A 24,332-nucleotide genomic window follows, 5' to 3' on the forward strand; every position below is an offset into this window, starting at 1 on the left:
CATCTTCAGCAAGGATACAGAAAACTATGCAGAAAAAGAATAGTTTGATGAAATGTTCGAATTGGCTCTCGGAAAAGCTCCTGTTCTAGACTTCCGGGCAGGGTCTGGCGGTTGGTCTTGTTTCAGCCTTCCGTCCGAATGTGTCGCCAAAGACATGTTGGCGCGCCCCTATTGCGCGACGGGAAAATCGAACGACGGAAAGAACGACGCCGAACCACGGCGCATTTCAACAGAGGAGAAGACCATGAGAACCAATCTGAAAAAGCTGGGGATGGCTGCTGTGATCAGCGTCTGCGCTGTACCGGCATTCGCAGCCGAAGAGGTGAAAATCGGCGTGCCATCCTGGACCGGTGCACAAGCGATTGCCCATGTGCTGGGCGCGGTCGTGGAAATGCGCATCGGGGGCAAAGTGGAATATGTGCCCGGCAACAACGCCACGATCTTTCAGGCGATGGATCAGGGCAAGGGCGATATCGACGTTCATCCCGACGTTTGGCTGCCCAACCAGGAAAGCTTCACCAAGAAATATGTGGACGAAGCGGGCACCGTCACTCTGTCATCGAACCCCTACGAGGGTAATCAGGGTTTCTGCGTCAGCAAAGACTTTGGTGAAGCCAACAACATCACCGACATCGCCGATCTGGGCCGCCCGGATGTGGCCGCATTGATGGACAGTGACGGCAATGGCAAAGGTGAAATGTGGATTGGCGCGCCAGGTTGGGCTTCGGCCAACGTGAACGAAGTCAAAACCCGCGATTACGGCCTGCTTGATTTCATTGAGCCGATACGCGCCGAGGAAAGCGTGAAAACCGCGCGGATCAAGGACAGCATCGCCAAGGGCGAAGGCTACGCCTTTTATTGCTACAAGCCGCATGCCGTCTGGTACATGTTCGACGTCCAGATGTTGACCGAGCCACAATTCGACCCGGCAAAATACGTGATGGTCCAACCGTCTGATGACCCGGACTGGTACAACAAATCCAATGTTGCGACCAAGGACGCGCTCAAGAACGTGCAGATTGCGTGGTCCAACACGCTGCCAGAGCGTTCTCCGGCGATTGCCGATTTCTTGGCGAATTTCGCATTGACGGCGGATGATGTCAGCGGGTTCGCCTATGAGATCAGCGGCAAGGGCCGCGACCCGGCGGACGTTGCCCGTGAATGGGTCGAAGCGAACCCGGATCGTGTCGACGCCTGGCTGGGTCTCTGATCTTTCGTCCCAAAACAGGGTGGCGGCAATGGACGGCGCCACCCAAATGCGCACCTCTGGGGGACTTATGAGCGACGATACCGTTATTGAAATCTCGAATGTCTGGAAGATTTTCGGGGGCAGGCCCGAGGTGGCGCTGCAGGCAATCCGCGACCGTGGATTGGACAAGGCCCAGGTGCTGGCGGAATACAACTGCGTTGTCGGCGTCGCGGATGTCAGTCTTTCGGTCAACCGGGGCGAGATATTCTGCATCATGGGCCTGTCAGGCAGCGGGAAGTCCACTCTGGTTCGCCATTTCAACCGGCTGTTGGAACCCACCGCAGGCAAGATCGAAATCGAAGGCACTGACGTGATGGCCCTGGGCCCGAAAGAGCTTCAGCAGTTTCGCAACAACAAGATTGGCATGGTGTTTCAGAACTTTGCGCTGATGCCGCATCGGTCTGTGCTGGACAATGTCGCAATGCCGCTGGAGATCCGGCAGGTCAGCAAGAATGAACGCATGCGTCAGGCCGCTGCTATTCTGGATATCGTCGAACTCGGAGCCTGGGGATCGAAATTCGCACACGAGCTGTCCGGGGGTATGCAGCAACGTGTGGGCCTTGCCCGGGCACTGGCAGCGAACCCGGATGTGTTGTTGATGGACGAACCGTTCTCGGCGTTGGACCCGTTGATCCGGCGGCAATTGCAGGATGAGTTCATTCGACTGAGTAAAATCCTGAAAAAGACGACGATCTTCATCACCCATGATTTGGATGAAGCCGTCCGTATCGGGAACCGGATCGCAATCATGCGCGACGGCAAGGTGGTGCAGATCGGGACGGCCGAAGACATCGTCATGAACCCCGCCGACGACTATGTCGCCGATTTCGTGGCGGGTATCTCAAGGCTCAAGGTGGTGCGTGCCCACGCCGTCATGCGGCCCATACCGGAACATGTCGCGACCCACGGTCCTCTGCTCTCGGATGCCCCGCGTGTGAATGAAGGCGAAAACCTGAGCACGCTGATCAATCTGGCAATCGACACCGACAGCGCGATCGTTGTGGAGGACGGCGGCGAGGATGTTGGCGTCATAACCCGTGCCGATCTGTTGCGCACCGTGATCGAAGGAACCGAAGTGTCATGAGGTCTTCAGATGTGAACCCGCTGGAAGATACCGAGAGCGAAGCAGCTCAGGCATATGCCGAAGAGCGGCGCGAAAACATCCGGGCCTTTGTTCGCACCAGCCCCGACTATTACATCCGCAACTTCGACAAGATCGGCGCGTCGTCCCGATTTACGCCGACTTTCAATCTGATGGCCGGGTTGTTTGGCCCGGTCTGGTTCGGTGCGCGGGGCTTGTGGTCATGGGCGTTGCCATTTCTGATCCTGGAAACAATAGCCTATGTGCAGATCGCGCGCGGGTTGTTCGGCGACCTGGCGGCCGAGGCAATGGAACGCATCGCGTCAATTGAAGGGACGCTTGAGCTGCGCCGTCAGCAGTTGGCCGCTGCCATCGAAAACAACTCGGACAAGATCGATGTCTATCAGCGAACGGTGGACTCGCTCGAGGAAAACATAGGCGGCATCCGCGCCGAAGCCGAAGCAATGGCCGCTGAAGGGCCTTACATCGTTCTGACCGGCCTGTTCATTCTGATCATCGTCAAGCTTGTTCAGTCTCAGGTGGCAAATTGGGCGCTCGAGTCGCGTTTCTCGGAATGGCTGTCAGATCGTTCAATCCGATCTGCAATGCCGGTATCGCAGATCGTGTTCAGCGCGATCTTCATGGCGCTGATCGTTGCTGCGGCGATGATGCATTACAGCTTTCCGGGGCGTTTCTCGTTGCTCAGCCATTTCCCGACAGACCCCAATATCCGCCTGACCAGCATCACCTGGGTGGAAGATTTCATCGCCTGGTGCGTGCGCAACAGCGAAGCGTTCTTTGACGGGCTGACATTCGGCATCCGTACCCTGCTGGACGCGCTTGAGGTCATCTTGGTGCAGACGCCTTGGATCGTGATCGCCAGTCTCATCATTCTGCTGACATGGCTGACTGCGGGTGTCAGCACGGCAATCTATTCGGGCGCGTTTCTGGCCTATATGGGGCTGTTGGGCTTTTGGGAGGGCGCAATGACCACGCTGGCCTTGTTGGGGACAGCGGCATGCCTGTCGATTGTCATCGGAATTCCACTGGGCATGTTCGCGGCGCGTCGCCCTCGGTTCTACGCTTTCATCCAGCCGATCATGGATTTCATGCAAACCATGCCCGCCTTTGTTTTCATGGTCCCCGTGATCGCGTTTTTTGGTGTCGGCAAGCCGGCGGCGGTTGTGGTCACGATGATTTTCGGTGGTACGCCCGTGGTGCGCCTGACCGTTCTCGGCTTGCGTGGCGTGCCCGAAAGCGTACGCGAGGCGGCGATCAGTTTCGGCGCCAACAAATGGTACCTGCTCACCAAAGTCGACTTGCCGCTGGCAAGCCCGTCGATCCGGGCGGGGATCAATCAGACAATCATGTTGTCACTGGCAATGGTTGTTGTTGCGTCTCTGATCGGTGCCAAAGGGCTGGGCGAGGATGTTCTTGAAGCGTTGCAATACGCGAATGTGGGCCAGGGTATTCTTGCGGGGTTCTCAATCCTGTTCTGTGCCATGATCCTCGATCGGATTGTACAGGGCGGCCGGAAATGACACCCATCGTGTTTGTTCATGGGTTTCTGGGCGGCAGTCGGCAATGGCAGCGGCAGGTCGAGGCCCTGAAAGGTTACGATGTCATCACGCTGGATCTGCCGGGTTTTGGCGAAAATGCGCAACGTGACGCGTTTTGCAGCATCTCGGGATTCGCGGACTGGGCGCTGAATGAGCTGAAGGCGCGCGACATCGAGACATTCCACCTGGTTGGTCACTCGATGGGTGGAATGGTCGCGCAGGAAATGGTTGCGCGCGCGCCCGAGCGTGTTGACCGTTTGGTTCTTTATGGCACCGGCTCCGTCGGTGTGCTGCCCGGGCGGTTTGAGACCATCGACACCTCGAAAACCCGTGCCTGTGCAGACGGGCCGAAAGTGACGGCGCGACGGATTGCGGCAACCTGGTTTCTCGAACGCGAAAATGCTTTGGAATATGAACTTTGCGCCACGATAGCCCAGAAAAGCAACCTGAAGGCCATGCTCGCTGGTTTGGATGCGATGCATTCCTGGAGCGGCGCTGAAAACCTGCCGGCAATCAAGACCAAGACGCTGATTATCTGGGGGGATCGTGATCGCACCTACCCATGGAGTCAGACGGAACAGTTGTGGCAATCCATCCCGAATGCAAACCTCGCGGTGATACCAAACTCTGCACATGCGGCGCATCTGGAAAAAGCCGAGCTGTTCAACGGGATATTGCGAGACTACTTTGCTGCCTGATGAATTGCGCCAAACAATTGAACCGGTCAGATGTTGCCATTCCGCGGCAAACCGGATGATCGATTTGGTCGAACGCCATGGTCCGTCAGATTAATCCGTTGATCGGCCGGATTTTACATATCAACGCGTCGCCGCAAGACCACCAGTTCCTGGCCTGATATTCGGCAGGGCCCCAAATTGGCATGCGTTCCTGCCCTCACGCTTGAATCGTCGAAAAAGTTTCCTTCGCGCAGTTATGCACCCAATCCAACGAAACTGCGCAAATCGATCAGATTTGCAAAACACGGACGTCCGGCATGGACCGGATCGTGGCCAGATCTTGCTCGTAAAGCTCTGTGAACGCTTCAACTATATCGGAATTCCAGCCCGGCAAGTCGAGCTCTTCTTCGATCTGCTCCGGTCGGGCGTATTCGTCCAGAATATTTGCCATCTCTTCGCGTCGGCGGTCGTGATCGATGGCGTCCCCTTTTCTCACGATGTCCAATACATGACGTTGTCCGGCTTCTGTCAAAAGTGAGGACAGGAATGCAAACTCTTCATGAAGCACAGCCTCATCAGGCAATCCCGCTATGGCGCGGATGATATCGCCCCAGATAAGCGGCGAATTCTCGTGTTCCCACAAGGTGAGCTGAACCTGAGGCGCAAGATCCCGCAGGTCTTCGATCATGCCAAGCCAGCTGAGGCAGCTTAAATCGGTGCTGGCCAGAATGTCCCGCCGATGGTCCTCATGGATCGAGGCCAGAATCTTTGCGATAAAAACCCCGGGGTTCACCAGCCCTGCAAACACTTGAACCTGCACGCCGTCCAGCAGAGTGTCCGCATGGGCCGTTCTATTCCCCGCAAACGGATAGATCTGGCCGTCTTGCAGCGCGGTGCGCCTGGGGCCAAAGAACTTGTCGCTCGACACAACAACGCGGTCCAGATTCTGGTTTCCGGCAACAAGCTCGGACAATCTGTTTCGTGCGTCTGCATCAGATACATCCTGCAGAATCGATTCAGACATCACTTTGACGAATAGCCGGGACCGACGCGGCCCCAGAACCGCAGTTCGGTACTTGGCCAGTACGCTCCTGTTCGCACCAAGCGAGGACATCACCAGCCCTTCATCCGAAAAGGCAACACCGGCGTGGATGGCAACCTGCATTTTTTCCTTTACCCCTTGGCTTTTCTGCATAGCCGCGTCCGTTACCACACGCGAGATATTTGCAACGGATGAATTCAGCGTTTTTTGCACGTTCTCAGGAAATCGGGCAATGTCTAAGTTTGGGCTAAAATTCAGGCTTGCAGTCCACTGCCAGAGGAAGTAATCGACAGCCAGTGCCCCTATAGCTCAGCTGGTAGAGCAACTGATTTGTAATCAGTAGGTCCGCGGTTCGAGTCCGTGTGGGGGCACCACTTGAAATCATTGAAAATGAACAAATAATTTCGCATCGCTGGCGATGTGCGTTTCGAATTTTCAAACGTTTTTCTAACGTTCGCGGTTTCGTTGCCCCGTCGTTTAAACGTGCCGGCGACTCAGTGAAAAATTTCCAGGGTGCGCCAAAATCCCGCTACATCAGGGCTTTAGCGTTCCGCCGTACAGGGGGCATCTTTGCTCAGTAGGTGGAAAAACACGATTCCGTACTCTCAGCCTGTCCAGTCGATTTGACTGGGAGAAGAGAGGTTTCCCTTGCCGTCGGATTTGATCAAGGGCCTCAGCTTCTTGCTCCCTTTTTGTGAAGCGAAAAGGGAATCCCGTCGAGGAATGGGTTCATCTGATCAACGGTAAGCTGCTTGTCGTCACCAACAGTTTGATTGTCGACTATGAGATTTCGGCCGAAACTCTTCTTGATCTCAAGTTCGACGCCAAAGTAATCCGAGCTTTGTCAGCCTTTGGGTCAGCCCCATCATATCTGATCAACGACCAAGAAGACTTTTGTCAGAAGTGGGACGACGGCCAACGGTTTTTCATATCCAGAAAGGGCGCATTGAAACCCATATGGTTTCCCGGATCACCACGCGACTTGGCTGGTCGAAAAAGCGTTGAACGACGACCATGTTCCCAAGAGCCCACGGCGATCCAGAAAGACAGGAAGCCGCGAAAGAACATCGAACGACGGCGACGATTCTTCACTGATCGAAGATTGATGGATTGGCCGCTTAAGAGAGATCAAGTGGCCTCGGAACAGCCCCGCGCCGAACGTTCAAGAGTCATGGGCGATGCTGCGATCCAGATGTTCGGTCAAGGGACTTCTTTGAGCGTATTTCGACAAGCGCAAAACACGGTCGACGCGGAATACCGACCTTCTCAAAATCGGTATTTGATTGGCAACAAACCAGAAGAACAGACTTTCGGCGCTGATGTTTCGACACCGCCCGGTCCAAAATACAGGTCTCGGAACTTGTTTCGGTTAAGGAAGTCCCGAGATTTATCTGGACGGCGCTCCTGATGGGGTGGACGTCGATGCCCTGGTCAGCACTTTCAGGTCGCACTTGGTCGTCGTGATCTTTTCGGAATGCTCTGCGACAATGCTTGTGATCAATTCTGCGGACAGGGCGCCAATGCGCTTGGCTGGGATGCGAATGGTCGAGAGGGACGGTTCGATTTCGCTTGAGCCTTTGAAATCTCCGATTCCCATGACGGACAGGTCTTCAGGAACACGCACACCGCAGTGTTTTGCTGCGTACAGCACGCCCTGAGCGATAATGTCATTGCCGCATAAAATAGCGGTAGGACGTGGTGAATGATCCAACAAGCTTATGCAGGCGCGTTTGGCTTCCAAAATGCTATAGGGGGCTTCCAGGCGCCATTGTTCGGGAACCTCGATCCGTTCCAATCCCAATTCTTCCAAGGCGCCGTGCAACCGGTCATATGCGCGATCATTCCCGGCAGGGTCGGGAAAGATCAAACCTATGTCGCGGTGTCCCAAATCCAGCAAGTGGCGTGCGGACAAACGGCCAGCTTCAGAATTCTGAACACCCACGCAAGACAATCGCGCTTCATCGTCATAGTTCCAGATTGCAATCGTCGGAACACCCTGTTGTTCGATCAATTGATACGTCGATTCCGAGTGTTCAAGCCCGATAAGCGCAAGCCCGTCAACGCGATGCTCCATCAGTTTGCGCAGCATCTTGTATTCGCGCTCCAGATCGAACCCGTGCGAAGCAATCAACATCGTGAAACCATGCTGGTCCAGCCCATCCGAAAAGGATTGGATCAGTTCAGCGAAGATGGCGTTGTCGATTGTCGGAACCACCAGCCCGACAGTTCCGCTGCGTCGGCCGTGCATGACTTGCGCGGCTCGGTTGCGAATATAACCAAGCTTCTGCACCGCCCGGTCAATCTTTTTCCGAGTCGCCGGCTTGAGCAATTCCGGGTGATTGAAGCTTCTCGAAACCGTCGAGATGGAAACACCGGAAGCCTTTGCGACAGCGACAATATCCGGCTTATCCATATGTTTTTTATTCACAACTTTCATTCGATCGAGGCTATTTATGAAAACATTTGCAAAACTATTTTCATCTCTTAGCCTAAAATGTCAACGCGCAAACAAACACAGGGATGCAACGTGGAATTTCTGTATTACTTCGGAGATGTCTTCACACCGGTCTCGTTCGGGCTGTTGCTCCTGGGAACGATTGGCGGGCTGATTTTGGGGGCAACCCCCGGACTGTCACCCACCATGGCCGTGGCCCTGCTGATCCCATTCACGTTTCATCTGGCACCCGTTCAGGGGCTGATCCTTCTTGGCGCGGCCTATACCTCGACGGTCGCCGGCGGCGCGGTCAGCGCCATCCTTTTGAAAATTCCCGGAGCGCCCGCAAACATCGCCACGACGTTGGATGGGCATACGATGGCCAAGCAGGGCAAGGGCGCACAGGCGTTGCAGCTGAGCTTTCTGGCGTCTGCCGTTGGGGGGGTGATCGGAGTGCTTCTGCTCATCTTCCTGACACCGGTTCTTGCGCAATGGGCGTTGGCCTTTGGACCAAGCCACCTGTTCTGGCTCGCCATCCTGGGCGTAACCGTCATTGGATCGCTGGATAGTGCATCCGTTGTCAAAGGGTTGCTGTCGGGATGCATCGGTCTTTGGCTTGCGACCATTGGGTTCGATGACATCATGGGCGCGCAACGGTTCATCTTCCACCCGGCGCTTGGTGGCGGCATCAACATCATCGCCGCGCTCATCGGGCTTTTTGCAATTCCTCAGGTCCTGACCATGTTCGCCAAGGGCCGCAACACGGCAAATGCCGAAGTGATCGAAGTCGAAAAGCACTCGATCATGGATGCGGTGCGTGAGCTTCTGCGCCGCCCGAGGGCGCTGAGCATCGGCACCATTACCGGCTCGGTCATCGGGCTGATCCCGGGCGTCGGTGGACAGATCGCGGGTTTGGTCGCCTATGACCAGACCAAGAAGTTCAGTCCCGAGCGCGAGAAATTCGGAAAGGGCCACAGCGAAGGCGTGATCGCAGCGGAAAGCGCGAACAACGCCATGGTCGGCCCCAGCCTTGTTCCGCTTTTGACGCTCTCGATCCCGGGGTCGCCGACTGCGGCGGTGCTGCTGGGCGGCCTGTTGATCCACGGGATTTTTCCCGGCACGGACCTTTTCGACAACCACCCGGATGTTGCCTGGACCTTCATAAATTCGATGCTGATCGGGCAGGTGTTGATGTGCATCTTCGGTCTTTATGTCGCGGGCCTTGCCGCCCGGGTGGCGCAGGTACCGCAGAGCGTCATGGCCGCAGTTGTTCTGGGCCTGGCTGTCTTCGGAAGCTATTCGGTACAGTCCAGCATGGGCGACGTCTATGTCATGGCGGCACTTGGCATCATGATGTACTTTCTTGAGCGTTTTGGCTTTTCAGCTGCGCCACTGGTGCTTGGCCTGATCCTTGGCCCGATTGCCGAGGCGAACTTCATTCAAGGTTCGATGATTGCAGGGGCCAGCGAAGGGATGGCCAGCTATTTCCTGACCGGAACGCTGAATATCGTTCTGATCGCAATCGTCATCGCTTCGATCGCCTATTCGGTCTGGATGGAGCTTCGCAATCGTCGCTACACATCAAAAGAGGAGATCATGGCATGAGTTCCGTCAGTCTTCCACGCGCGCAACATATTGTGGCGTCCGGTGTCATTGCTGCCGTCGGGATCTGGGTGGCATGGGTCAGCTATACCCAGCAACCGGCCGAAGCTTTCTTGTTCCCACGCCTGATTTCGACTGTGTTTGTCGTTCTGGCCCTGTGGACGTTTGCCAAGGCGCTTCTGGGCTGGACCAAGGTGGGCAACGGCGTCTCGCGCAAGGATTTCATTTGGCTTCTGCCAGGACTGATTATCGCGCTCATCTACATCTTTTGGGCCGCCAAGGCGCTTGGGTTTTACACCGCCGGAACGATCACATTCTTCTTGCTGCTCAGCTTCTATGACCCTGCACCGCATGGCGAAATCAAAACCTGGACCAGGCGTGTGATCATCACGATCGGGTATTTGGCCGTAATGTATGGGCTCTTCGCCATGCTCCTCAAAGTTTACACGCCACGAGAAGTATTTTTCTGAAAAAGACCGCGCGAAAAGCGGCTTACGCAAATCCAAGGGAGGATCTGAAATGAAACATCTACTGGCAGGCGCTGCACTGGCGCTGATGTCCCTGACCGGTGGCGCGGCCGTCGCGCAGGACTACCCCGAACGCCCGATCATGATGATGGTCAGTTACGGTGCGGGTGGCGCCACCGACTTTCAGGCGCGCATCGTCACCATGACTGCGGGAAATGAAGACGCGCTTGGAATGCCCATCGCGATCATCAACAAGCCGGGGGCCGGTGGCCGTGTCGGCTGGAACTGGTTTGCGACACAGGCCGAAGCTGATGGCTATACGCTGGCGGCTTACAACATCCCGCATTTCATCGCCCAGTCGATCAAGGGCGGCGTTGAATACTCGGCAGACAGCTTTGAGCCCATCGCCAACTGGGGGGCGGATCCTGCGGTATTCGTCGTGGCCAAGGACAGCCCCTTCAATTCCATGCAGGAGGTGGTGAACTATGCCAAGGAAAACCCGGGGAAGCTGACCTTTTCGGGTGCGGGCCTGTTCGTCGGGCACCACATCGCCGCTTTGCAGCTTGAGAAGGAAGCCGGGGTCAAAATGGCGTACATCCCGACCAAGGGCGGCGGTGCGGCGGCCATGAAAGCCGTGATTGCAGGCGACGTCATGGGCGGCGTGAACAACCTGTCCGATGCGTTCCGCGCACAGGAAGCCGGAAATGTCAAAATCCTTGGCGTGTTCGATCTGGAACGCAGCGCGTTCCTGCCGGACGTCCCCACACTGAAAGAGCAAGGCTTTGACATCGACAATGCCAGCGTGAATTTCCGCGGCGTCATGGTCCCCAAGGGCACCCCGCCAGAGGTCATCGACAAACTGGCCGCTACAGTCCCGGAAATGTTCAAAAACGCGCGGGTGGCAGGAAAAATGAAAGCCGGTGGATCACCCATGCACGTCATGACCCGCGAAGAGGTTCAACAGATGTGGGCCGCACGTCAGGAAACCCTGCAAGAGCTTCTGGCCGGTCTGTAACGATTTGAGCAGTGGCACAGGATGGGGCGGTTTCCGCCCTGTCCCCACCAATAGGAATTCAATGATGAATGCACATGATGACATCGCCCAAGTCAGTTTGATCATGACCCGTGCGCGCACCGCTCAGAAAGAATACGAAACCGGCGCCAGCCAGACGCGCTATGACCGCGCAGCAGCTGCCGCCGCCTGGGCGATCATGGAGCCTTCACGCAACAGGGCTTTGGCCGAACTTGCGGTCAAGACGACAGGACTGGGCAACGTGCCGGACAAGGTGATCAAGAACCATCGCAAGACCCTTGGCCTGATGCGCGACATAAAAGACGTCAGAACCCATGGGATCATCCATGAGGATGCAAGTACCGGCATCACCGAGATTGCGCGCCCAATCGGGGTGATTGGCGCCGTGGTGCCGTCGACGAACCCGGCAGCCACACCCGCCAACAACGTCATCAACGCGTTGAAATGCGGCAACTCGGTTGTTGTCGCCCCGTCACCCAAAGGCGTTGCAAGCTGCGAGCTGCTTTTGCGTTACATTCATGCCGAGTTCGACAAACTGGGGCTGGATCACGATCTGGTCCAGATGATTCCCCCGCCGGGTTCCAAGGCCAAGACTCAGGCGATGATGGAGCTCTGCGACCGGGTGATCTGCACCGGCAGTCAAAACAATGTGCACCGCGCACAGACATGCGGCACCCCTGCGGTGGCCGTCGGTGCGGGCAATGTCACCGTGATCGTCGATGAGACAGCTGACCTGAAGGCCGCTGCCCGGAAGATCACGGCCTCCAAGACTTTCGACAATGCGACCTCCTGTTCGTCCGAGAACGCAATCATCGCCGTCGACGCAATCTATGATGATTTCGTCGCAGCCCTTGCCGATGAAGGAGGCGCATTGGTGAAGGACGAAAACCAGATCGTCTCAAAGCTTTGGCCGGATGGGCATCTGAGCCGCGAAGTGATCGCACAGGACGCCGACAAGATGATCAAGGCACTGGGCATGGTTGGTCAGGTGCCTGAAAACACAAGGTTCCTTGCAGTTGAAACCAAGGGGATCGGTCCGGATCATCCGCTTTCGGGTGAGAAACTAAGCCGCGTGGCTGCGCTCTATCGTGCAAACGATTTCGAGGACGCCCAAGCCATAGCCGCTCAAATCTTGCGGTATCAGGGCGCGGGGCATTCCATCGGGATACACACCGCCGATGATGCCCGTGCGGTGGCGTTGGGTGCCTCGATGCCCACCTGCCGCGTAATCGTCAATCAGGCTCACACCTTTGCGACCGGAGGGTCATTCAACAACGGCATGCCTTTCTCGCTTTCGATGGGGTGTGGCAGCTGGGGTGGCAATGCGATTGATGAGAACCTGCATTGGAAACACTTTGTCCAAAGCACCAAAGTCATCCGTGAAATCCCGGCAATCGAACCTTCCGTCGAAGATATCTTCGCGGATTATTGGGCTGATGCGGGGACATGAGTATGGACGATCAGACGCCCCCAGGAGGGACAATCCGCAGCTGGCTGGACGAACGCGCAAGCACCATCGGTGATCGTGATGCTTATCTGTTTTTCGACGGAGAAGCTGCGCTAACCTGGTCATCCCTGAGGGATCGGGCACGAAAACTGGCCGAAAATCTGACCGCGCAGGGATTGGACAAGGGGGCCAGCGTTGCCATCCTTCAACCAAATGGGCGCGAGGCGATCGAATGCCTTTACGGCGTGCTCTATGGCGGGTTCCGCGCAACGGTCATAAACCTTGTCGCCGGGGACGAGGCCATTGGATATGCGCTGGGCCATTGCGGCGCACGAATTGCGTTCGTCGGCGACGCGCAGGCCGATCTGTTCGACAGAGTTCGCCCCAAAGAGATGACGCGGTATTCAGCCTCTCGTTTCGATAAGGCCCCTGATCTCCATGCGCTTGGTCCCAATGACGACGCGCTGCTCATGTATACCTCAGGGACAACCGGTCGCCCGAAGGGGGTCGTGCACAGTCACTTCAGCCTGCTGGCAGGCGGATGGACCCCTACCGTTGCGCACAAGCTGACACCGGCGGATCGTGGTCTTTGCGTGCTTCCGATCTATCACATCAACGGGCTCTGCGTGACCGTGCTGAGCGCGCTTGTTTCCGGCGGTTCCCTGGCCGTGGCCGAAAAGTTTTCAACGCGCAAATTCTGGGACCAGTGCCAGAGCGCCAAAACCACGTGGTTTTCGGTGGTGCCGACCATCATTTCGCACTTGCTGCATTCCGAATTGACACCCGCGCAGGAAACCAGAGCACGCCTTCGTTTCGGCCGCTCGGCATCCTCGCCGCTTGCACCAGATGTACAAACCGCGTTCGAAACCCGTTTTGAAGTCCCCATCGTCGAAACAATGGGCCTGACGGAAACAGCCGCACAGATTTTGTCCAACCCGCTGCCGCCGGGCGTCCGCAAGATTGGGTCGCCGGGCAAAGCTTACGGCAACGAGGCATGTATCCTGTCGGCAGATCTGACCCCCCTGCCGCCAAACACCAAGGGCGAAATCGCCGTACGCGGCCCCAATTTGATGAGAGAATATCTGAAGAACCCGGATGCCACGCGCGCGACATTCACGCCCGATGGCTGGCTGCGCACCGGAGACCTAGGGCATATGGACGAAGACGGGTACTTCTTCGTGACCGGCCGTTTGAAAGAGCTGATCATAAAGGGCGGAGAAAATATCGCCCCTCGTGAAATCGACGAAGCTCTATATTCGCACCCTGACGTGATCGAGGCTGCCGCATTTGCACGCCCTTGCAAAACCTACGGTGAACGCGTCGAGGCCGCCGTCAAATTGCGAACCGGGTCAAGCGTTTCATCCGACCAACTCATCGCGATATGCGTCCAACGGCTGGGTGCCTTCAAATCACCTGATAAGGTGCACTTGTTGCAAGACTTGCCAAAGGGTCCATCTGGAAAGATCCAAAGGATTAAGTTGCCTGTTTTGACACAGTGACCGATTGCAGCCCATAGAGGCCCCGCAAGCAGGCTTGCAATTTCCGATATGCAATCCAGACGGGCCTTCGCAAGGCATTGACCAATAACGGCATTCCCGAGGCTTGGGCCGGAACCAGAGCTTAAAACGATTTGAGCCATTTCATGAAAATTCTCACCGTGACCCTGTCTTGATCGCCGGGGCGGCAGGAGAAGTAGAGCCCACGATCCAATGAAACCCGGCTTTCATCAAGACGATCAACCGACCAAGTTCCAGATCCCACTCTGCCAGAAGATGCCTGGCCAGTGCCTCGCCCTTGGGCGAGTTCTTTGTTTTCCTCAAGCGCCATTCCAGCTTCACACCGAGCTTGCTTCCCATGAAGAACGGCGGGCGATGTACCATCAGGTAGATATCGGGTGGCTTCCCTGTAGCCACTTTTCGATTTGAGCAGGCCCGCCTGCATGGCAGTATGGCCGATTCGATGAAGACACGCCAACGCCGAGCCACCCGTTCAAAACCAACCAACTAACCCGCAGAACTATGGGCGGATACCGCAAAACTATGGGGTATCCGCAGTGCTATGCGCGCACCTACGCATGTGTAGGTCCGCTCATTACGCTGCATTCCCAACATTGATTTCATTGAAGAAAATCTTGGAAGATTGCCCATAACTCTGCGCTTTGTTTATGCATAACTTTGCACGATTTGCCCATAAGTTTGCGTGCCACAGAGAACCCATCGAACAAACCAGCTCCTGTGGCTTAAGGTCGGTGACAAGATCGGCGACGTAACAGAGATCAAACTGAAGGAAACACTCATCAAATCGATCAAAAACGAGATGATATGTATTCCAAATGCCCAGCTGCTCAATTCCGAAGTTGTGAACTACTCACGAAAAGTGGATGGCCGGGGGCTAATGGTGCACACGACGGTGGGGATTGGCTACGAGGAGCCTCCCAAGAAAATCAAAGCGATGCTGATTGAGGCGGCACACCGAACGCAAGGGTTGAGAAAGAGCCCAGAGCCATTTGTGCTTTGGACCCAGTTGGCAGATTACGCGATCAACTATGAAATCAACGCGTACACTTCTCGTGGATCGAGTTTACCAAAATTTTGTTGGATCTTCGCGAGAACATTGTCGATGTTTTTAATGAAAACGAAACTCAAATAATGACTCCGTCTTACATCGCTGACCCACCGGAACCCAAAATACCTTCAGCTGATTGAGTGTGAGCTTGCTCACATATCTGACTAACAACTCGTCAGGGTCATCTATGAAACTTCAAAAACGCAACACCGCCGTCGTCGGATTGGATTGATTGATATTGAGCAATGATTAGAATCAAACAAGAAATCTTCAGAACTCAGCGAGGCTCCGGATGATCAAGTGGGTACTTTCCGCAACTGCAGTGCTTCTGCCTGGGTTTGTTCACGCAGCCGGGATGGAACAGTGGGGTGAGTCCGGCGACTGGGCAATTCTCATCGATCCAGAAAAAGGCAACGGTTGTCTCGCGTGGAGAGCCTTTGAAGACGATATGACAGTAGAAATTGGCGCTGCACCAAACCAGGCTGGCGGCTTTTTTGCCGCCTACAATCCGGCCTGGGTTCAAGTCGAGGACGGTGCGACAGGCATAGTAAGATTTGATTTTGGTGATGCGCAGTTCGAAGGTGAGGCCGTAGGTGTCTACAAGAATGGCGTGCCCGGTGGCTACGCATTTTTCGACAATCCGGCATTTGTAACCGAGTTTGGAAAACGCCAAAGCGTTACGATCATTGGCGAAAGCGGAGCCGAAGTCGAACTCGATTTAAGCGGATCCGCAAAAGCCATTGAGGCCGTTCTGGCGTGTCAGGCGGAGCAGCCAGATCCGCTGAAGAATTAGGTCGCGACCGATTACTGCAATTGGTTGATGTCTGGCACGCAAGGTTGCCTGTTTACTGGCATTGCATCAGCGCCCTCTGGAGCCTTGTTCCTAGACCCACCCACGTCCAGCTTGAACTTCGGTGATGAAAGCTTACCTGTCACATCAAACGGCCAAGCGCTGCGGGAAAGGGGTTTGCCCACGCGCCGTGGCTCCGCTCGTATTGCAATCGTATCGTTCAGCCAGTCCACTTGTCCCCTGGCCACCAACTGAACAGATGCTGTTTCAATGACGATGGAGTTTGAACTGACCCGCCCGGCCTGAATATCAACCGGAGCAACCACGCAAGTGATGTCGGTGTAGCCTTGTCTGAACTCTTCTGAAAACAGCCAAGGGAAAATACCTAGCCCGGCCAACTCAAGAAGACTGGTACTAATGTAACCTTGCGACATCGACAAAGACGCTTTGCCGCGCATGGAGTTGATGAAGGCCTTGCCCGAGGCGGTACTGCCCGAAACGTTGAATTCACCACTCAAACGCCCGTAGGCATCAATTCCAATCCCTAACTCATCAAGGATCTCACCGAACTCCCACCCTGAGGTCGACCCCGACAATGAAAGCCAATCAGGTGAGTCAATCAGATCCATGACCGCCCGCAGGCTGAAGGTTCCGCCGCCATAAGCCATCTGAAGAGGTCCGAAATCCACGGTTCCGTCTTTTGCAGACAATTGGCTGGAAACAGATGTTACGACTTGCTGGCCTACAATCTCTTTGAATTCGATCTGTACCTCGACGTCAGCTTCTCGCAGCACGCGTTGCACATCCAGAAGATCGGCAGGCTTCCCTTTTTCCTTTGGCAACACCAGGGGCTGGACGTTTGTCTCCTTCGACAAAACCAAAGGCTGAACTTCGGCTTCAGGTTCTTTTGGGGTTTCCCCTACCAGGCTTTTCAATTGGTCCAGCACGGCAGTCAGGTTCTTCAGGTCGTTGAGATCGAGCCTCTCGCTGGTAACGTTGCCGCGAATAACAGAAGAGCCATCCGGAAATTTTGCATCGAAAGCCGCTAGAAGCTGCGAGGAGCCAGCTTCGAACTCGATTGCAGCATTAAAGTCCTCGCCCTGCTTTGAGGTTTCAGCATCAATGCCGAGTGCGCCAATTTCGATAGGTTGCAGGTTGAGCGCGTTCAGAAATTGAGCACCATCGCCCACATCCAGGTTCACGTCGAAATCAAGCCCGGCCAGCCCTTTGAGCTCATTGACCGACAACGCAAGGTCGAGCGCCCAAAGATCGGTGTCATAGCTGGTCGCGTTGAACCTATTTAGTGATACCGGGCCTCCCGCATTGGATATGCTGAAGTCCGCCTTAATACCGCCAAACTGGTCGACAAAACCTTCGTCGAGATCGGGCAAAATCAACTTGGCAGGCCCATTCAGCATGCCATCGAAGCTCACGTCCTGAAGCTGAAGCAGGTCGAGTATTTCGCCTTGGGCTTTTAGCACCGGCTCCTCAATTGGGCCGGCTTGCAAGGTAATGCCCAACATCGCGAGGCGGCCATCCGGCATGCGGCGAATGCTCTCGATAGAGGCTGGGCCGATCACGTCCAGCCCTTGGTCAAAGGCGTTGGTTTCGAACAGTAGCTTCTCGAATTCGAAGGAGGCGAGGGATCCAACCATATGCATTTCAAAGCCAGTGAACTTCAGATCTTGGATACTCTTTGCTGCTTGAGGCGGCTGCCCCTCTGGGTGAAGGCGCGTATTGAAAAGCAGATCGACGCCTTTAGCTGTATAGAGGTCATCTATCGAACCTTCAGCTTCGAGTTTTTGCCCATCTTCAAGGCTTACGGTTGTAGTAAATGCTTCGATCTTTAGGGCGTCCTGAGACACAAGCTCAGCTTGCAACTGGCCATTACCTTCCAGAACGCGTTCCAATCCCATGACATCGAGAAAGTCACCGAATTCGCCAGTATCCATCTCCAGGACAGCCCGATAACCGCCACCTTCGTCTTCCGCGAATGGCTCGCCATCGTAGCGGACAGTCATTTCTCCAAAGTTGGCTCTCGTCGTAAACGGCGCGTCATGGGGATAGTCGCCCTTGATTTCAAAACCTTGACCGTTGACCGAGCCGGAACCAGAGACCTTTGTTCTTTTTCCGTTATCTACTTGTTCAAGCGCAAGCGACTGAAGGTCAAACACAAATGAGAAGCCCGAGACCCTGTCGTCGATGTTTAACCCGATTGATGTGAAATTGACGTTCTTGTCGCTGAGAAAAGTAAGAATCCCACTGTTTTCTTTGCCACCAACTTCGGACGTTTCGAGTTCGGCCTCAGCATCCTGATTGTCCTCTGCAAGCGACCCGTTGGTTTGAGGCGTTGGCATTGGTCGGCTTTTTCGCCAGCTTGTTGTCCCATCCGTGGCTGTAAGAAAGTTAGCCTGAAGACCGTCCACCAAAAGGTTGTCAAAGTGCAGACGTCCGTTGGCCAAGGCGGCAACGTCCAGTTCCAGTTCAAGCAGTTTCAATTCTGCAAGAGAGGTCTCTGGCAGTGTCTCGCTCGGGATGACCACGCCGCCGACATAGATGTGGGTAATGCGACCTAGTGCGACGCTCACATCGTCGTTGACCAGAAGCGGCTGCCCAATTTGTTCCGAAAGAGCCTTTTCCACAAGGTTGCGTCGCATATCTGAGAACAACGGCGCAGCAAGTAGCAACCAAACAAAAGCGATTGCTGCAAAAGCGAGTAGCGCAACGAGTCCAATTATCCTAAACAGCCAAGTTCTCATTTGCTTCCCTGTGATCGCTTTCATAATTCAGTTTAACCGCAAATCGGAAATCTCCAATCTTTCTGGCAACTAAGGATATAGTGATTGCTATGTCGCGTTGGTTGCGTCCGTAGGATTGCATCCTATTTTCTGAGTTTTGGTGGCCTCTCGCCCAGGTCAGCTCGTTCACAAAGAAAGTCCATGGGTTTGTGCTGTGCTATCGGGAGTGTCCACACTCGCGCCTAGATTTTCCGCCCTTTGATCACACAAACGGGCTGAACGCGTCTGGCAATTTCATCAGCTCTGCCGCGACTTTGTTCCCGATTGCGCAGTGCGGTGTTTTTTCGTTGCTGGCGTTCAGTCGTCCTGACAGATGGAGATAGACTTATAGTGCATAGTGCCGTGGAGGCAGAAAATTCAGGCACTAGTATTTGCGCATGCAACGAACGGCAGCTTCGAATCGCCCCAGTGCGGCATCAAAGTAGACTTCATAAAACTTGAAAAGGGCCGTCCGCGAAACTTTGCAAAGTCTGCTTTCTGCGCGTCGCAGACGTTCGCGAGAATCCAAGCAAAAAGGCCGCATGGAACCCAAGGTTCCTTAGGAAGGCCCTTTGCGTGATCGAGCAACGCAAAGGACCATAACCGCAACGACTAAGCCAAAAACTGATTGAATTCATCGCTAAGGCAGACAATCGCGCAGCGCAAAACTATGGGCAAACTATGCAAACTTATGGGGTGCGCGAAGTGTTATTCGCAAACCTACACATGATCAGAAATCCAGATTCTCAACACTCAAGGCGTTTTTCTGGATGAACTCCCGACGAGGTTCCACAACGTCACCCATCAACTTGGTGAACAGATCATCCGCCTCGACCATGTCATCCACGCGCACTTGCAGCAGCGTCCGCGCATCCGGGTCCAGTGTCGTTTCCCACAGCTGGTCAGGGTTCATCTCACCCAAGCCTTTATAGCGCTGCAAGGACAAGCCCTTTTCACCCTCTTCCAGAATGGCGCGCAACAAGTCCAGCGGACCGTGGATCATCTGGCTGCGATCACGACGGTTCAAAGTGGCCGGAGAGTTGTAGATCTCTTGCAGGCTCTGCGTAAAGCTGCCGGTCTTGCGCGCCTCGCCCGAGCGCAGCATCGGGCCGTCCAGCGTGCGAACCTCTTCGACACCGCGCAGGATACGGGCCAGCCGGATGCCGTGATCCTGTGTGATACGACCCTGCCAACCGCGTTCGTACTCCAACGCGATCAGATCCAGCCGTGCGGCGACTTTGTCAGCCACACCTTGCAGGTCAGCATCAACAGCGCCAGGCACAAAGGCTCCTGCAACGGCGGCCTGTTCCAGAATATGACGCGGGTAATGCGTTGGAAACGCATCCAGCACACGTTTCAGCTGACGCGCCTCATCCACCACGCGGGTCAGGTCCTGACCGATGATTTCCTCACCCGAGCCGAGTTTCAGAACCGCGCCTTCGACGCCCTGATTGATCAGATAGTCATCCAGAGCGGCCTGATCCTTCAGGTAAACCTCTGACTTTCCGCGGGAAACCTTGTACAGCGGCGGTTGCGCGATATAGAGGTACCCGCCCTCGATCAGCTCAGGCATCTGCCGATAGAAGAAGGTCAGCAACAGGGTCCGGATATGCGCGCCGTCCACATCCGCATCGGTCATGATGACGATCTTGTGGTAGCGCAGCTTTTCGATGTTGAACTCATCGCGGCCAATGCCCGTACCCAGCGCCATGACGAGGTTGCCAATTTCCTGAGACGATAGCATCCGGTCGAACCGGGCGCGTTCGACGTTCAGGATTTTCCCCCGCAGGGGCAGAACCGCCTGCGTCAGACGGTCCCGGCCGGTCTGGGCGGAACCACCAGCCGAGTCACCCTCGACCAGGAAGACTTCGGTTTTCGATGGATCCTTCTCGGAACAATCCTTCAGCTTGCCCGCCAGATAGTTCACATCCATCGCCGTCTTGCGTCGGGTCAGCTCGCGTGCCTTACGCGCAGCTTCCCGGGCCAACGCAGCCTCGATGATCTTGCCGACGATATTCTTGGCCTCGTTGGGGTTTTCTTCGAACCACTCGGCCAGTTTTTCGTTCATCAGACCTTCGACAGCCGGGCGGACCTCGGAGGAAACCAGCTTGTCCTTGGTCTGGGACGAGAATTTCGGGTCGGGCACTTTCACCGACAATACGCAGGTCAAACCTTCGCGCGCATCATCGCCGGTGAAGCTGACCTTTTCCTTTTTCGCGATCCCGCTGGACTGCGCATAGTTGTTGATCGTCCGGGTCAAAGCCCCCCGGAACCCAGCCACATGGGTCCCGCCGTCGCGCTGCGGAATGTTGTTGGTGAATGGCAGTACCGTTTCGTGGTAGCTGTCATTCCACCACATGGCGATCTCGACACCGATATCGTCGCGCTCACCCTTGATATAGATCGGCTCGGGCATGGCCGGCGTTTTGGAACGGTCGAGGTATTTGACGAACTCCTTTACGCCGCCTTCGTAGAACAGCTCGGTCTCCAGCCGCTCGGCAGGGCGTTCGTCGATCAGGATGATCCGCACGCCCGAGTTCAGGAATGCCAGTTCGCGCAGCCGTTTTTCCAACGTCTCGAACGAGTATTCGAGATTCGAGAACGTGTCGGTCGACGCCAGAAACCGCACTTCGGTTCCCGTACGATCGCCGCATTCGCCGACAACCTTCAGATGCTTTGCTGTTTCACCGCCCTCAAATCGCGCCACGTGCTCTTTGCCCGCGCGCCAAATGCGCAGCTCCAGCCAGTCCGACAGGGCGTTTACTACCGAAACACCCACGCCATGCAGTCCGCCCGACACCTTGTAAGAGTTGCTGTCGAACTTGCCGCCCGCGTGCAGCTGGGTCATGATGACCTCTGCCGCTGAAACGCCTTCTTCCGGGTGGATATCAACCGGAATTCCGCGGCCGTTGTCGCTGACCGAAACGCTGGAATCCGCGTGAATTTTCACAGTCACATGGTCGGCGTGACCCGCCAGCGCTTCGTCAATTCCGTTGTCGACAACCTCATACACCATGTGGTGCAGGCCCGATCCATCATCCGTGTCCCCGATATACATCCCGGGGCGTTTGCGAACGGCCTCTAAACCCTTGAGAACTTTGATGGAATCTGCGCCGTATTCTTGAGGAGCCTGTGCGTCTTCGGACATTCAGTCAGTACCTATATTATTTTGGTACCTTATACGTTTTCTGGTGGGGATTGTCACGCGATCCCCCAATATTTTGTGTGTGCTCAAGTCGTTTTCTGCCCATCTGAATCCACCTCATAACCGGTCGATGTCAGAAGCGATATCCGCCGCGATTTCCAGCGCATCGACATCCTTGCGTTCGGCCGATAACCGAAGCCCCAGAATGTCCGACTGATACCGGGCCGCCAGCCGATCCGGGTCATGTTCAGGCCGGATTTCACCGGCGGCCTGGGCGCTGCGGAACAGGTCGGCGAAACACGCCTTCATTTCCGCCATGTGACGCGCGGCCTGATCCGCAAGCGCATGATCCTTCGCCTGCAACTCGGCATATGTCTTTGCCAGCATGCAGGCCTTTGCCGGGTTCTCGACCGCTTCGATGACCAGACGTGGTTGCGCCTTGAGCGCCTCCTTCGGCCCCAGTCTTTCAGCAAGGGCTTTCAGGCGCGCCACACCTTCTTGCGTGTAGCTTTCCAGCGTCAACGCATAGAGCGCGTCCTTCGACCCGAAAGCCGCGTAGAAACTGCCGGGTTTCAGCTTCAATTCCCGTTCAAGGTCCTTCAGCGACGTACCAGCCCAACCCTGACGCCAAAAGATGTCACGGGCCTTCTCGATCAACGCGTCGCGATCATATGCGGGTTTGCGGGGCATCGGCATCACCAATTCTTGAACGTTCGCTCAAATATATACTTGAGTGATCACTCAAGAAACCCTAAATACCACCCATCGCGCCAGAAACAGGAGTTCCGACATGGCCACTTTCCCGTCTCATGACATAGAATCCGCACCCGAAGCATCCAAACCACTGTTGGAAAAGTCCCAGGCCGCTTTTGGCCGTTTGCCGGGCCTGCACAAGGTGATGGCAGAAAGCCCACAGCACCTTGAAGGCTATCAAGTTCTGCACAGCCTGTTCTTGCAGACCGATTTTGACAACGATGAGAAAACCGTCGTCTGGCAGACCATCAATGTGGAAAACGAATGCCATTACTGCGTGCCCGCGCACACCGGCATCGCAAAGATGATGAAGGTATCAGACGAAATCTCCCAGGCTCTGCGCAATGAAACCCCACTGCCTTCGCCCAAACTCGAAGCGCTGCGCAGCTTCACCCTGCAAGTGATGGAAACCCGTGGCAACCCGACCGAGGAACAGCTTCAGGCGTTCTTCGACGCGGGCTATTCCCATCGTGCGGTTCTGGACGTGGTGCTGGGCCTTGCACAAAAAACCATGTCAAACTACGTCAACCACATGGCCAAAACACCGGTCGATGAAGTCATGCGCGGTTTCCTGTGGGAGCGCAAAGTCAACGAACCGGCCTAAGCCGCCACGACCGACCCCTCATCGCCTTCGGTCACGATCAGCGTCTGGGCCCGGTCACTCAACTCCTCAAACAGTTCAGGCCCGGTGCCCGTCATCCAGGCCTGAGCACCCAACGCACAAATCTCGTCATAAAGTGAAGCGCGCCGACCCGCGTCCAGATGAGCGGCCACCTCATCCAGCAAAACGATCGGTGGCGCACCTACCATTGCAGCCAAAGCTCGGGCATTGGACAGGATCAATGAAACCAGCAGCGCCTTCTGCTCACCGGTCGAACAATCCTTGGCGGGAACACCCTTGGCAGCAAAGACGCCATACAAGTCTGACCGATGCGGCCCAACCAAAGTCCGACCCGCAGCCAAGTCCCTGAACCGGCTTTCATTCAAAGCCTCGCGCAGATCCTCTGCCGTTTCGGGCATCGCGCCTTCGGTTTGCACCAATTCCAACTCGGCAGACGGAAAAGCCGTTTCCGCCTGATCCTGCGCCACCCTCAGATGGCTTAACGCCGCCAATCGCGCTGTGTGGATACGATGCCCCATCTCGGCCAACTGACCCTCAAGCGCAGCATACCAATGCGCGTCCCGAACCTGCTCTTTCAGCAAACGGTTCCGTTCGCGCATCGCTTTTTCGTAAGCCAGCGAGGCCTCTGCATGAGACGGATCAAAACTGAGCGCAATGCGATCAAGAAACCGGCGCCGGCCTTCGGCCCCTTCAATCCACAGGCGGTCCATGGATGGAACCAGCCAGACCACCCGCGCAAGTTTACCCAGATCAATCTGGGTGGCGGATTTTCCATCAATCCTCACCTGCCGTGCCGCACCACCCTCAGACCAGGTTTCGATTTCGAAATTCTGACCCTGCGATTGCAACAGTCCCGACAGTTTCCAGCCCAGCGCCTCGGGCCGCCGCGTCATCTCGGCCGCGCTTGCCCGCCGCATTCCGCGACCGGGTGAAAACAAGGATACCGCTTCCAGAATATTGGTCTTGCCCGCCCCGTTCGACCCGTGAATAGCCACCGGCCGCCCGTCCAGAGACAACCGCGCCAGCTTGTGAGACCGAAAATGCGAGACCGTAAGCTCGGTCAGGGCCAATCCCATGACCCCTCCCTTC

General features: G+C 55.8%; 19 protein-coding genes and 1 tRNA gene. 13 read left to right on the forward strand and 7 right to left on the reverse strand.

Going from position 1 to position 24,332, the window contains the following annotated elements; translation table 11 throughout:
• Window positions 1-244: 244 nt before the first annotated feature.
• From ACR0LI_RS10335 to ACR0LI_RS10350, 4 genes are all read left to right on the forward strand, one after another.
• Complete coding sequence (locus tag ACR0LI_RS10335) at window positions 245-1,210, forward strand: ABC transporter substrate-binding protein (protein ID WP_480485964.1); 966 nt, start codon at window positions 245-247, stop codon at window positions 1,208-1,210.
• A 67-nt stretch (window positions 1,211-1,277) separates the two neighbouring features.
• On the forward strand, window positions 1,278-2,333 hold the full coding sequence (locus ACR0LI_RS10340) for a quaternary amine ABC transporter ATP-binding protein (protein ID WP_480718476.1): 1,056 nt from the start codon (window positions 1,278-1,280) through the stop codon (window positions 2,331-2,333).
• Complete coding sequence (locus ACR0LI_RS10345) at window positions 2,330-3,871, forward strand: ABC transporter permease (RefSeq protein ID WP_480492226.1); 1,542 nt, start codon at window positions 2,330-2,332, stop codon at window positions 3,869-3,871. Before ACR0LI_RS10340 ends, ACR0LI_RS10345 begins: the two co-directional genes overlap by 4 nt.
• Complete coding sequence (locus ACR0LI_RS10350; protein WP_480718477.1) at window positions 3,868-4,587, forward strand: alpha/beta fold hydrolase; 720 nt, start codon at window positions 3,868-3,870, stop codon at window positions 4,585-4,587. Before ACR0LI_RS10345 ends, ACR0LI_RS10350 begins: the two co-directional genes overlap by 4 nt.
• A gap of 268 nt (window positions 4,588-4,855) precedes the next feature.
• On the opposite strand, the gene ACR0LI_RS10355 is transcribed toward ACR0LI_RS10350, so the two are convergent.
• Complete coding sequence (locus ACR0LI_RS10355; protein ID WP_480492230.1) at window positions 4,856-5,761, reverse strand: hypothetical protein; 906 nt, start codon at window positions 5,759-5,761, stop codon at window positions 4,856-4,858.
• 145 nt (window positions 5,762-5,906) lie between these two features.
• Between ACR0LI_RS10355 and ACR0LI_RS10360 the strand changes: the two genes are divergently transcribed.
• Window positions 5,907-5,982: transfer RNA gene (locus tag ACR0LI_RS10360), tRNA-Thr, on the forward strand.
• 1,013 nt (window positions 5,983-6,995) lie between these two features.
• Here ACR0LI_RS10360 and ACR0LI_RS10365 read toward each other — a convergent pair.
• Window positions 6,996-8,021 carry a LacI family DNA-binding transcriptional regulator gene (locus ACR0LI_RS10365; RefSeq protein ID WP_480718478.1) on the reverse strand — a complete coding sequence of 342 codons (1,026 nt, stop codon included), beginning with the start codon at window positions 8,019-8,021 and terminating at the stop codon, window positions 6,996-6,998.
• A gap of 114 nt (window positions 8,022-8,135) precedes the next feature.
• Here ACR0LI_RS10365 and ACR0LI_RS10370 point away from each other — a divergent pair, with 114 nt between their 5' ends.
• The 5 genes from ACR0LI_RS10370 (at window position 8,136) to ACR0LI_RS10390 (ending at window position 14,090) form a co-directional block, all read left to right on the forward strand.
• Window positions 8,136-9,647 (forward strand): tripartite tricarboxylate transporter permease, encoded by a 1,512-nt coding sequence (locus tag ACR0LI_RS10370; protein WP_171724144.1) that lies wholly within the window; start codon window positions 8,136-8,138, stop codon window positions 9,645-9,647.
• Window positions 9,644-10,114: a tripartite tricarboxylate transporter TctB family protein gene (locus tag ACR0LI_RS10375; RefSeq protein WP_171635715.1), complete on the forward strand. Its 471-nt coding sequence runs from the start codon at window positions 9,644-9,646 to the stop codon at window positions 10,112-10,114. The genes ACR0LI_RS10370 and ACR0LI_RS10375 overlap by 4 nt, the downstream gene beginning before the upstream one ends.
• A 49-nt stretch (window positions 10,115-10,163) precedes the next feature.
• On the forward strand, window positions 10,164-11,126 hold the full coding sequence (locus tag ACR0LI_RS10380; RefSeq protein WP_171635713.1) for a tripartite tricarboxylate transporter substrate binding protein: 963 nt from the start codon (window positions 10,164-10,166) through the stop codon (window positions 11,124-11,126).
• A 64-nt stretch (window positions 11,127-11,190) separates the two neighbouring features.
• Entirely contained in the window at window positions 11,191-12,594 is a 1,404-nt protein-coding gene (sauS, locus tag ACR0LI_RS10385; protein WP_480718479.1) for an acylating sulfoacetaldehyde dehydrogenase, read from the forward strand.
• The gene (locus ACR0LI_RS10390; RefSeq protein WP_480718480.1) at window positions 12,591-14,090 is read left to right on the forward strand and encodes an AMP-binding protein; all 1,500 of its coding nucleotides are present in this window, start codon (window positions 12,591-12,593) and stop codon (window positions 14,088-14,090) included. The genes sauS and ACR0LI_RS10390 overlap by 4 nt, the downstream gene beginning before the upstream one ends.
• A 153-nt stretch (window positions 14,091-14,243) precedes the next feature.
• Here the strand turns inward: ACR0LI_RS10390 and ACR0LI_RS10395 are convergent, their stop codons facing one another.
• Window positions 14,244-14,471: a hypothetical protein gene (locus ACR0LI_RS10395; protein ID WP_245218079.1), complete on the reverse strand. Its 228-nt coding sequence runs from the start codon at window positions 14,469-14,471 to the stop codon at window positions 14,244-14,246.
• A 319-nt stretch (window positions 14,472-14,790) separates the two neighbouring features.
• Here ACR0LI_RS10395 and ACR0LI_RS10400 point away from each other — a divergent pair, with 319 nt between their 5' ends.
• Window positions 14,791-15,240 carry a mechanosensitive ion channel family protein gene (locus tag ACR0LI_RS10400; protein WP_480492238.1) on the forward strand — a complete coding sequence of 150 codons (450 nt, stop codon included), beginning with the start codon at window positions 14,791-14,793 and terminating at the stop codon, window positions 15,238-15,240.
• A 208-nt stretch (window positions 15,241-15,448) separates the two neighbouring features.
• Window positions 15,449-15,949 (forward strand): hypothetical protein, encoded by a 501-nt coding sequence (locus ACR0LI_RS10405; RefSeq protein ID WP_480485983.1) that lies wholly within the window; start codon window positions 15,449-15,451, stop codon window positions 15,947-15,949.
• Window positions 15,950-15,960: 11 nt separating this feature from the next.
• On the opposite strand, the gene ACR0LI_RS10410 is transcribed toward ACR0LI_RS10405, so the two are convergent.
• The 3 genes from ACR0LI_RS10410 to ACR0LI_RS10420 form a co-directional block, all read right to left on the reverse strand.
• A complete protein-coding gene (locus ACR0LI_RS10410; protein WP_480718481.1) occupies window positions 15,961-18,729 on the reverse strand; it encodes an AsmA family protein in 2,769 nt (922 codons plus the stop codon).
• Window positions 18,730-19,453: 724 nt separating this feature from the next.
• Window positions 19,454-21,871, reverse strand: coding sequence for a DNA topoisomerase (ATP-hydrolyzing) subunit B (gyrB, locus tag ACR0LI_RS10415; protein ID WP_480492242.1), 2,418 nt, complete (start codon window positions 21,869-21,871; stop codon window positions 19,454-19,456).
• Window positions 21,872-21,985: 114 nt separating this feature from the next.
• Entirely contained in the window at window positions 21,986-22,558 is a 573-nt protein-coding gene (locus tag ACR0LI_RS10420; protein WP_171724140.1) for a TetR/AcrR family transcriptional regulator, read from the reverse strand.
• A gap of 100 nt (window positions 22,559-22,658) precedes the next feature.
• Between ACR0LI_RS10420 and ACR0LI_RS10425 the strand changes: the two genes are divergently transcribed.
• Window positions 22,659-23,225, forward strand: coding sequence for a carboxymuconolactone decarboxylase family protein (locus ACR0LI_RS10425; protein ID WP_209834144.1), 567 nt, complete (start codon window positions 22,659-22,661; stop codon window positions 23,223-23,225).
• On the opposite strand, the gene recF is transcribed toward ACR0LI_RS10425, so the two are convergent.
• Entirely contained in the window at window positions 23,222-24,319 is a 1,098-nt protein-coding gene (recF, locus tag ACR0LI_RS10430) for a DNA replication/repair protein RecF (protein WP_210093235.1), read from the reverse strand. The genes ACR0LI_RS10425 and recF overlap by 4 nt on opposite strands.
• Between the last annotated feature and the right edge of the window lie 13 nt (window positions 24,320-24,332).

This window comes from Ruegeria sp. CL7 (genome assembly GCF_056536445.1).

Bases quoted from the DNA above. Each gene is read 5' to 3' on its own strand.
- ACR0LI_RS10335 (WP_480485964.1), top strand. From the start codon at position 245: ATGAGAACCAATCTGAAAAAGCTGGGGATGGCTGCTGTGATCAGCGTC.
- ACR0LI_RS10340 (WP_480718476.1), top strand. From the start codon at position 1,278: ATGAGCGACGATACCGTTATTGAAATCTCGAATGTCTGGAAGATTTTC.
- ACR0LI_RS10345 (WP_480492226.1), top strand. From the start codon at position 2,330: ATGAGGTCTTCAGATGTGAACCCGCTGGAAGATACCGAGAGCGAAGCA.
- ACR0LI_RS10350 (WP_480718477.1), top strand. From the start codon at position 3,868: ATGACACCCATCGTGTTTGTTCATGGGTTTCTGGGCGGCAGTCGGCAA.
- ACR0LI_RS10355 (WP_480492230.1), bottom strand. From the start codon at position 5,761: ATGCAGAAAAGCCAAGGGGTAAAGGAAAAAATGCAGGTTGCCATCCAC.
- ACR0LI_RS10365 (WP_480718478.1), bottom strand. From the start codon at position 8,021: ATGGATAAGCCGGATATTGTCGCTGTCGCAAAGGCTTCCGGTGTTTCC.
- ACR0LI_RS10375 (WP_171635715.1), top strand. From the start codon at position 9,644: ATGAGTTCCGTCAGTCTTCCACGCGCGCAACATATTGTGGCGTCCGGT.
- ACR0LI_RS10380 (WP_171635713.1), top strand. From the start codon at position 10,164: ATGAAACATCTACTGGCAGGCGCTGCACTGGCGCTGATGTCCCTGACC.
- sauS (WP_480718479.1), top strand. From the start codon at position 11,191: ATGAATGCACATGATGACATCGCCCAAGTCAGTTTGATCATGACCCGT.
- ACR0LI_RS10390 (WP_480718480.1), top strand. From the start codon at position 12,591: ATGAGTATGGACGATCAGACGCCCCCAGGAGGGACAATCCGCAGCTGG.
- ACR0LI_RS10395 (WP_245218079.1), bottom strand. From the start codon at position 14,471: ATGGTACATCGCCCGCCGTTCTTCATGGGAAGCAAGCTCGGTGTGAAG.
- ACR0LI_RS10405 (WP_480485983.1), top strand. From the start codon at position 15,449: ATGATCAAGTGGGTACTTTCCGCAACTGCAGTGCTTCTGCCTGGGTTT.
- ACR0LI_RS10410 (WP_480718481.1), bottom strand. From the start codon at position 18,729: ATGAAAGCGATCACAGGGAAGCAAATGAGAACTTGGCTGTTTAGGATA.
- gyrB (WP_480492242.1), bottom strand. From the start codon at position 21,871: ATGTCCGAAGACGCACAGGCTCCTCAAGAATACGGCGCAGATTCCATC.
- ACR0LI_RS10420 (WP_171724140.1), bottom strand. From the start codon at position 22,558: ATGCCCCGCAAACCCGCATATGATCGCGACGCGTTGATCGAGAAGGCC.
- ACR0LI_RS10425 (WP_209834144.1), top strand. From the start codon at position 22,659: ATGGCCACTTTCCCGTCTCATGACATAGAATCCGCACCCGAAGCATCC.
- recF (WP_210093235.1), bottom strand. From the start codon at position 24,319: ATGGGATTGGCCCTGACCGAGCTTACGGTCTCGCATTTTCGGTCTCAC.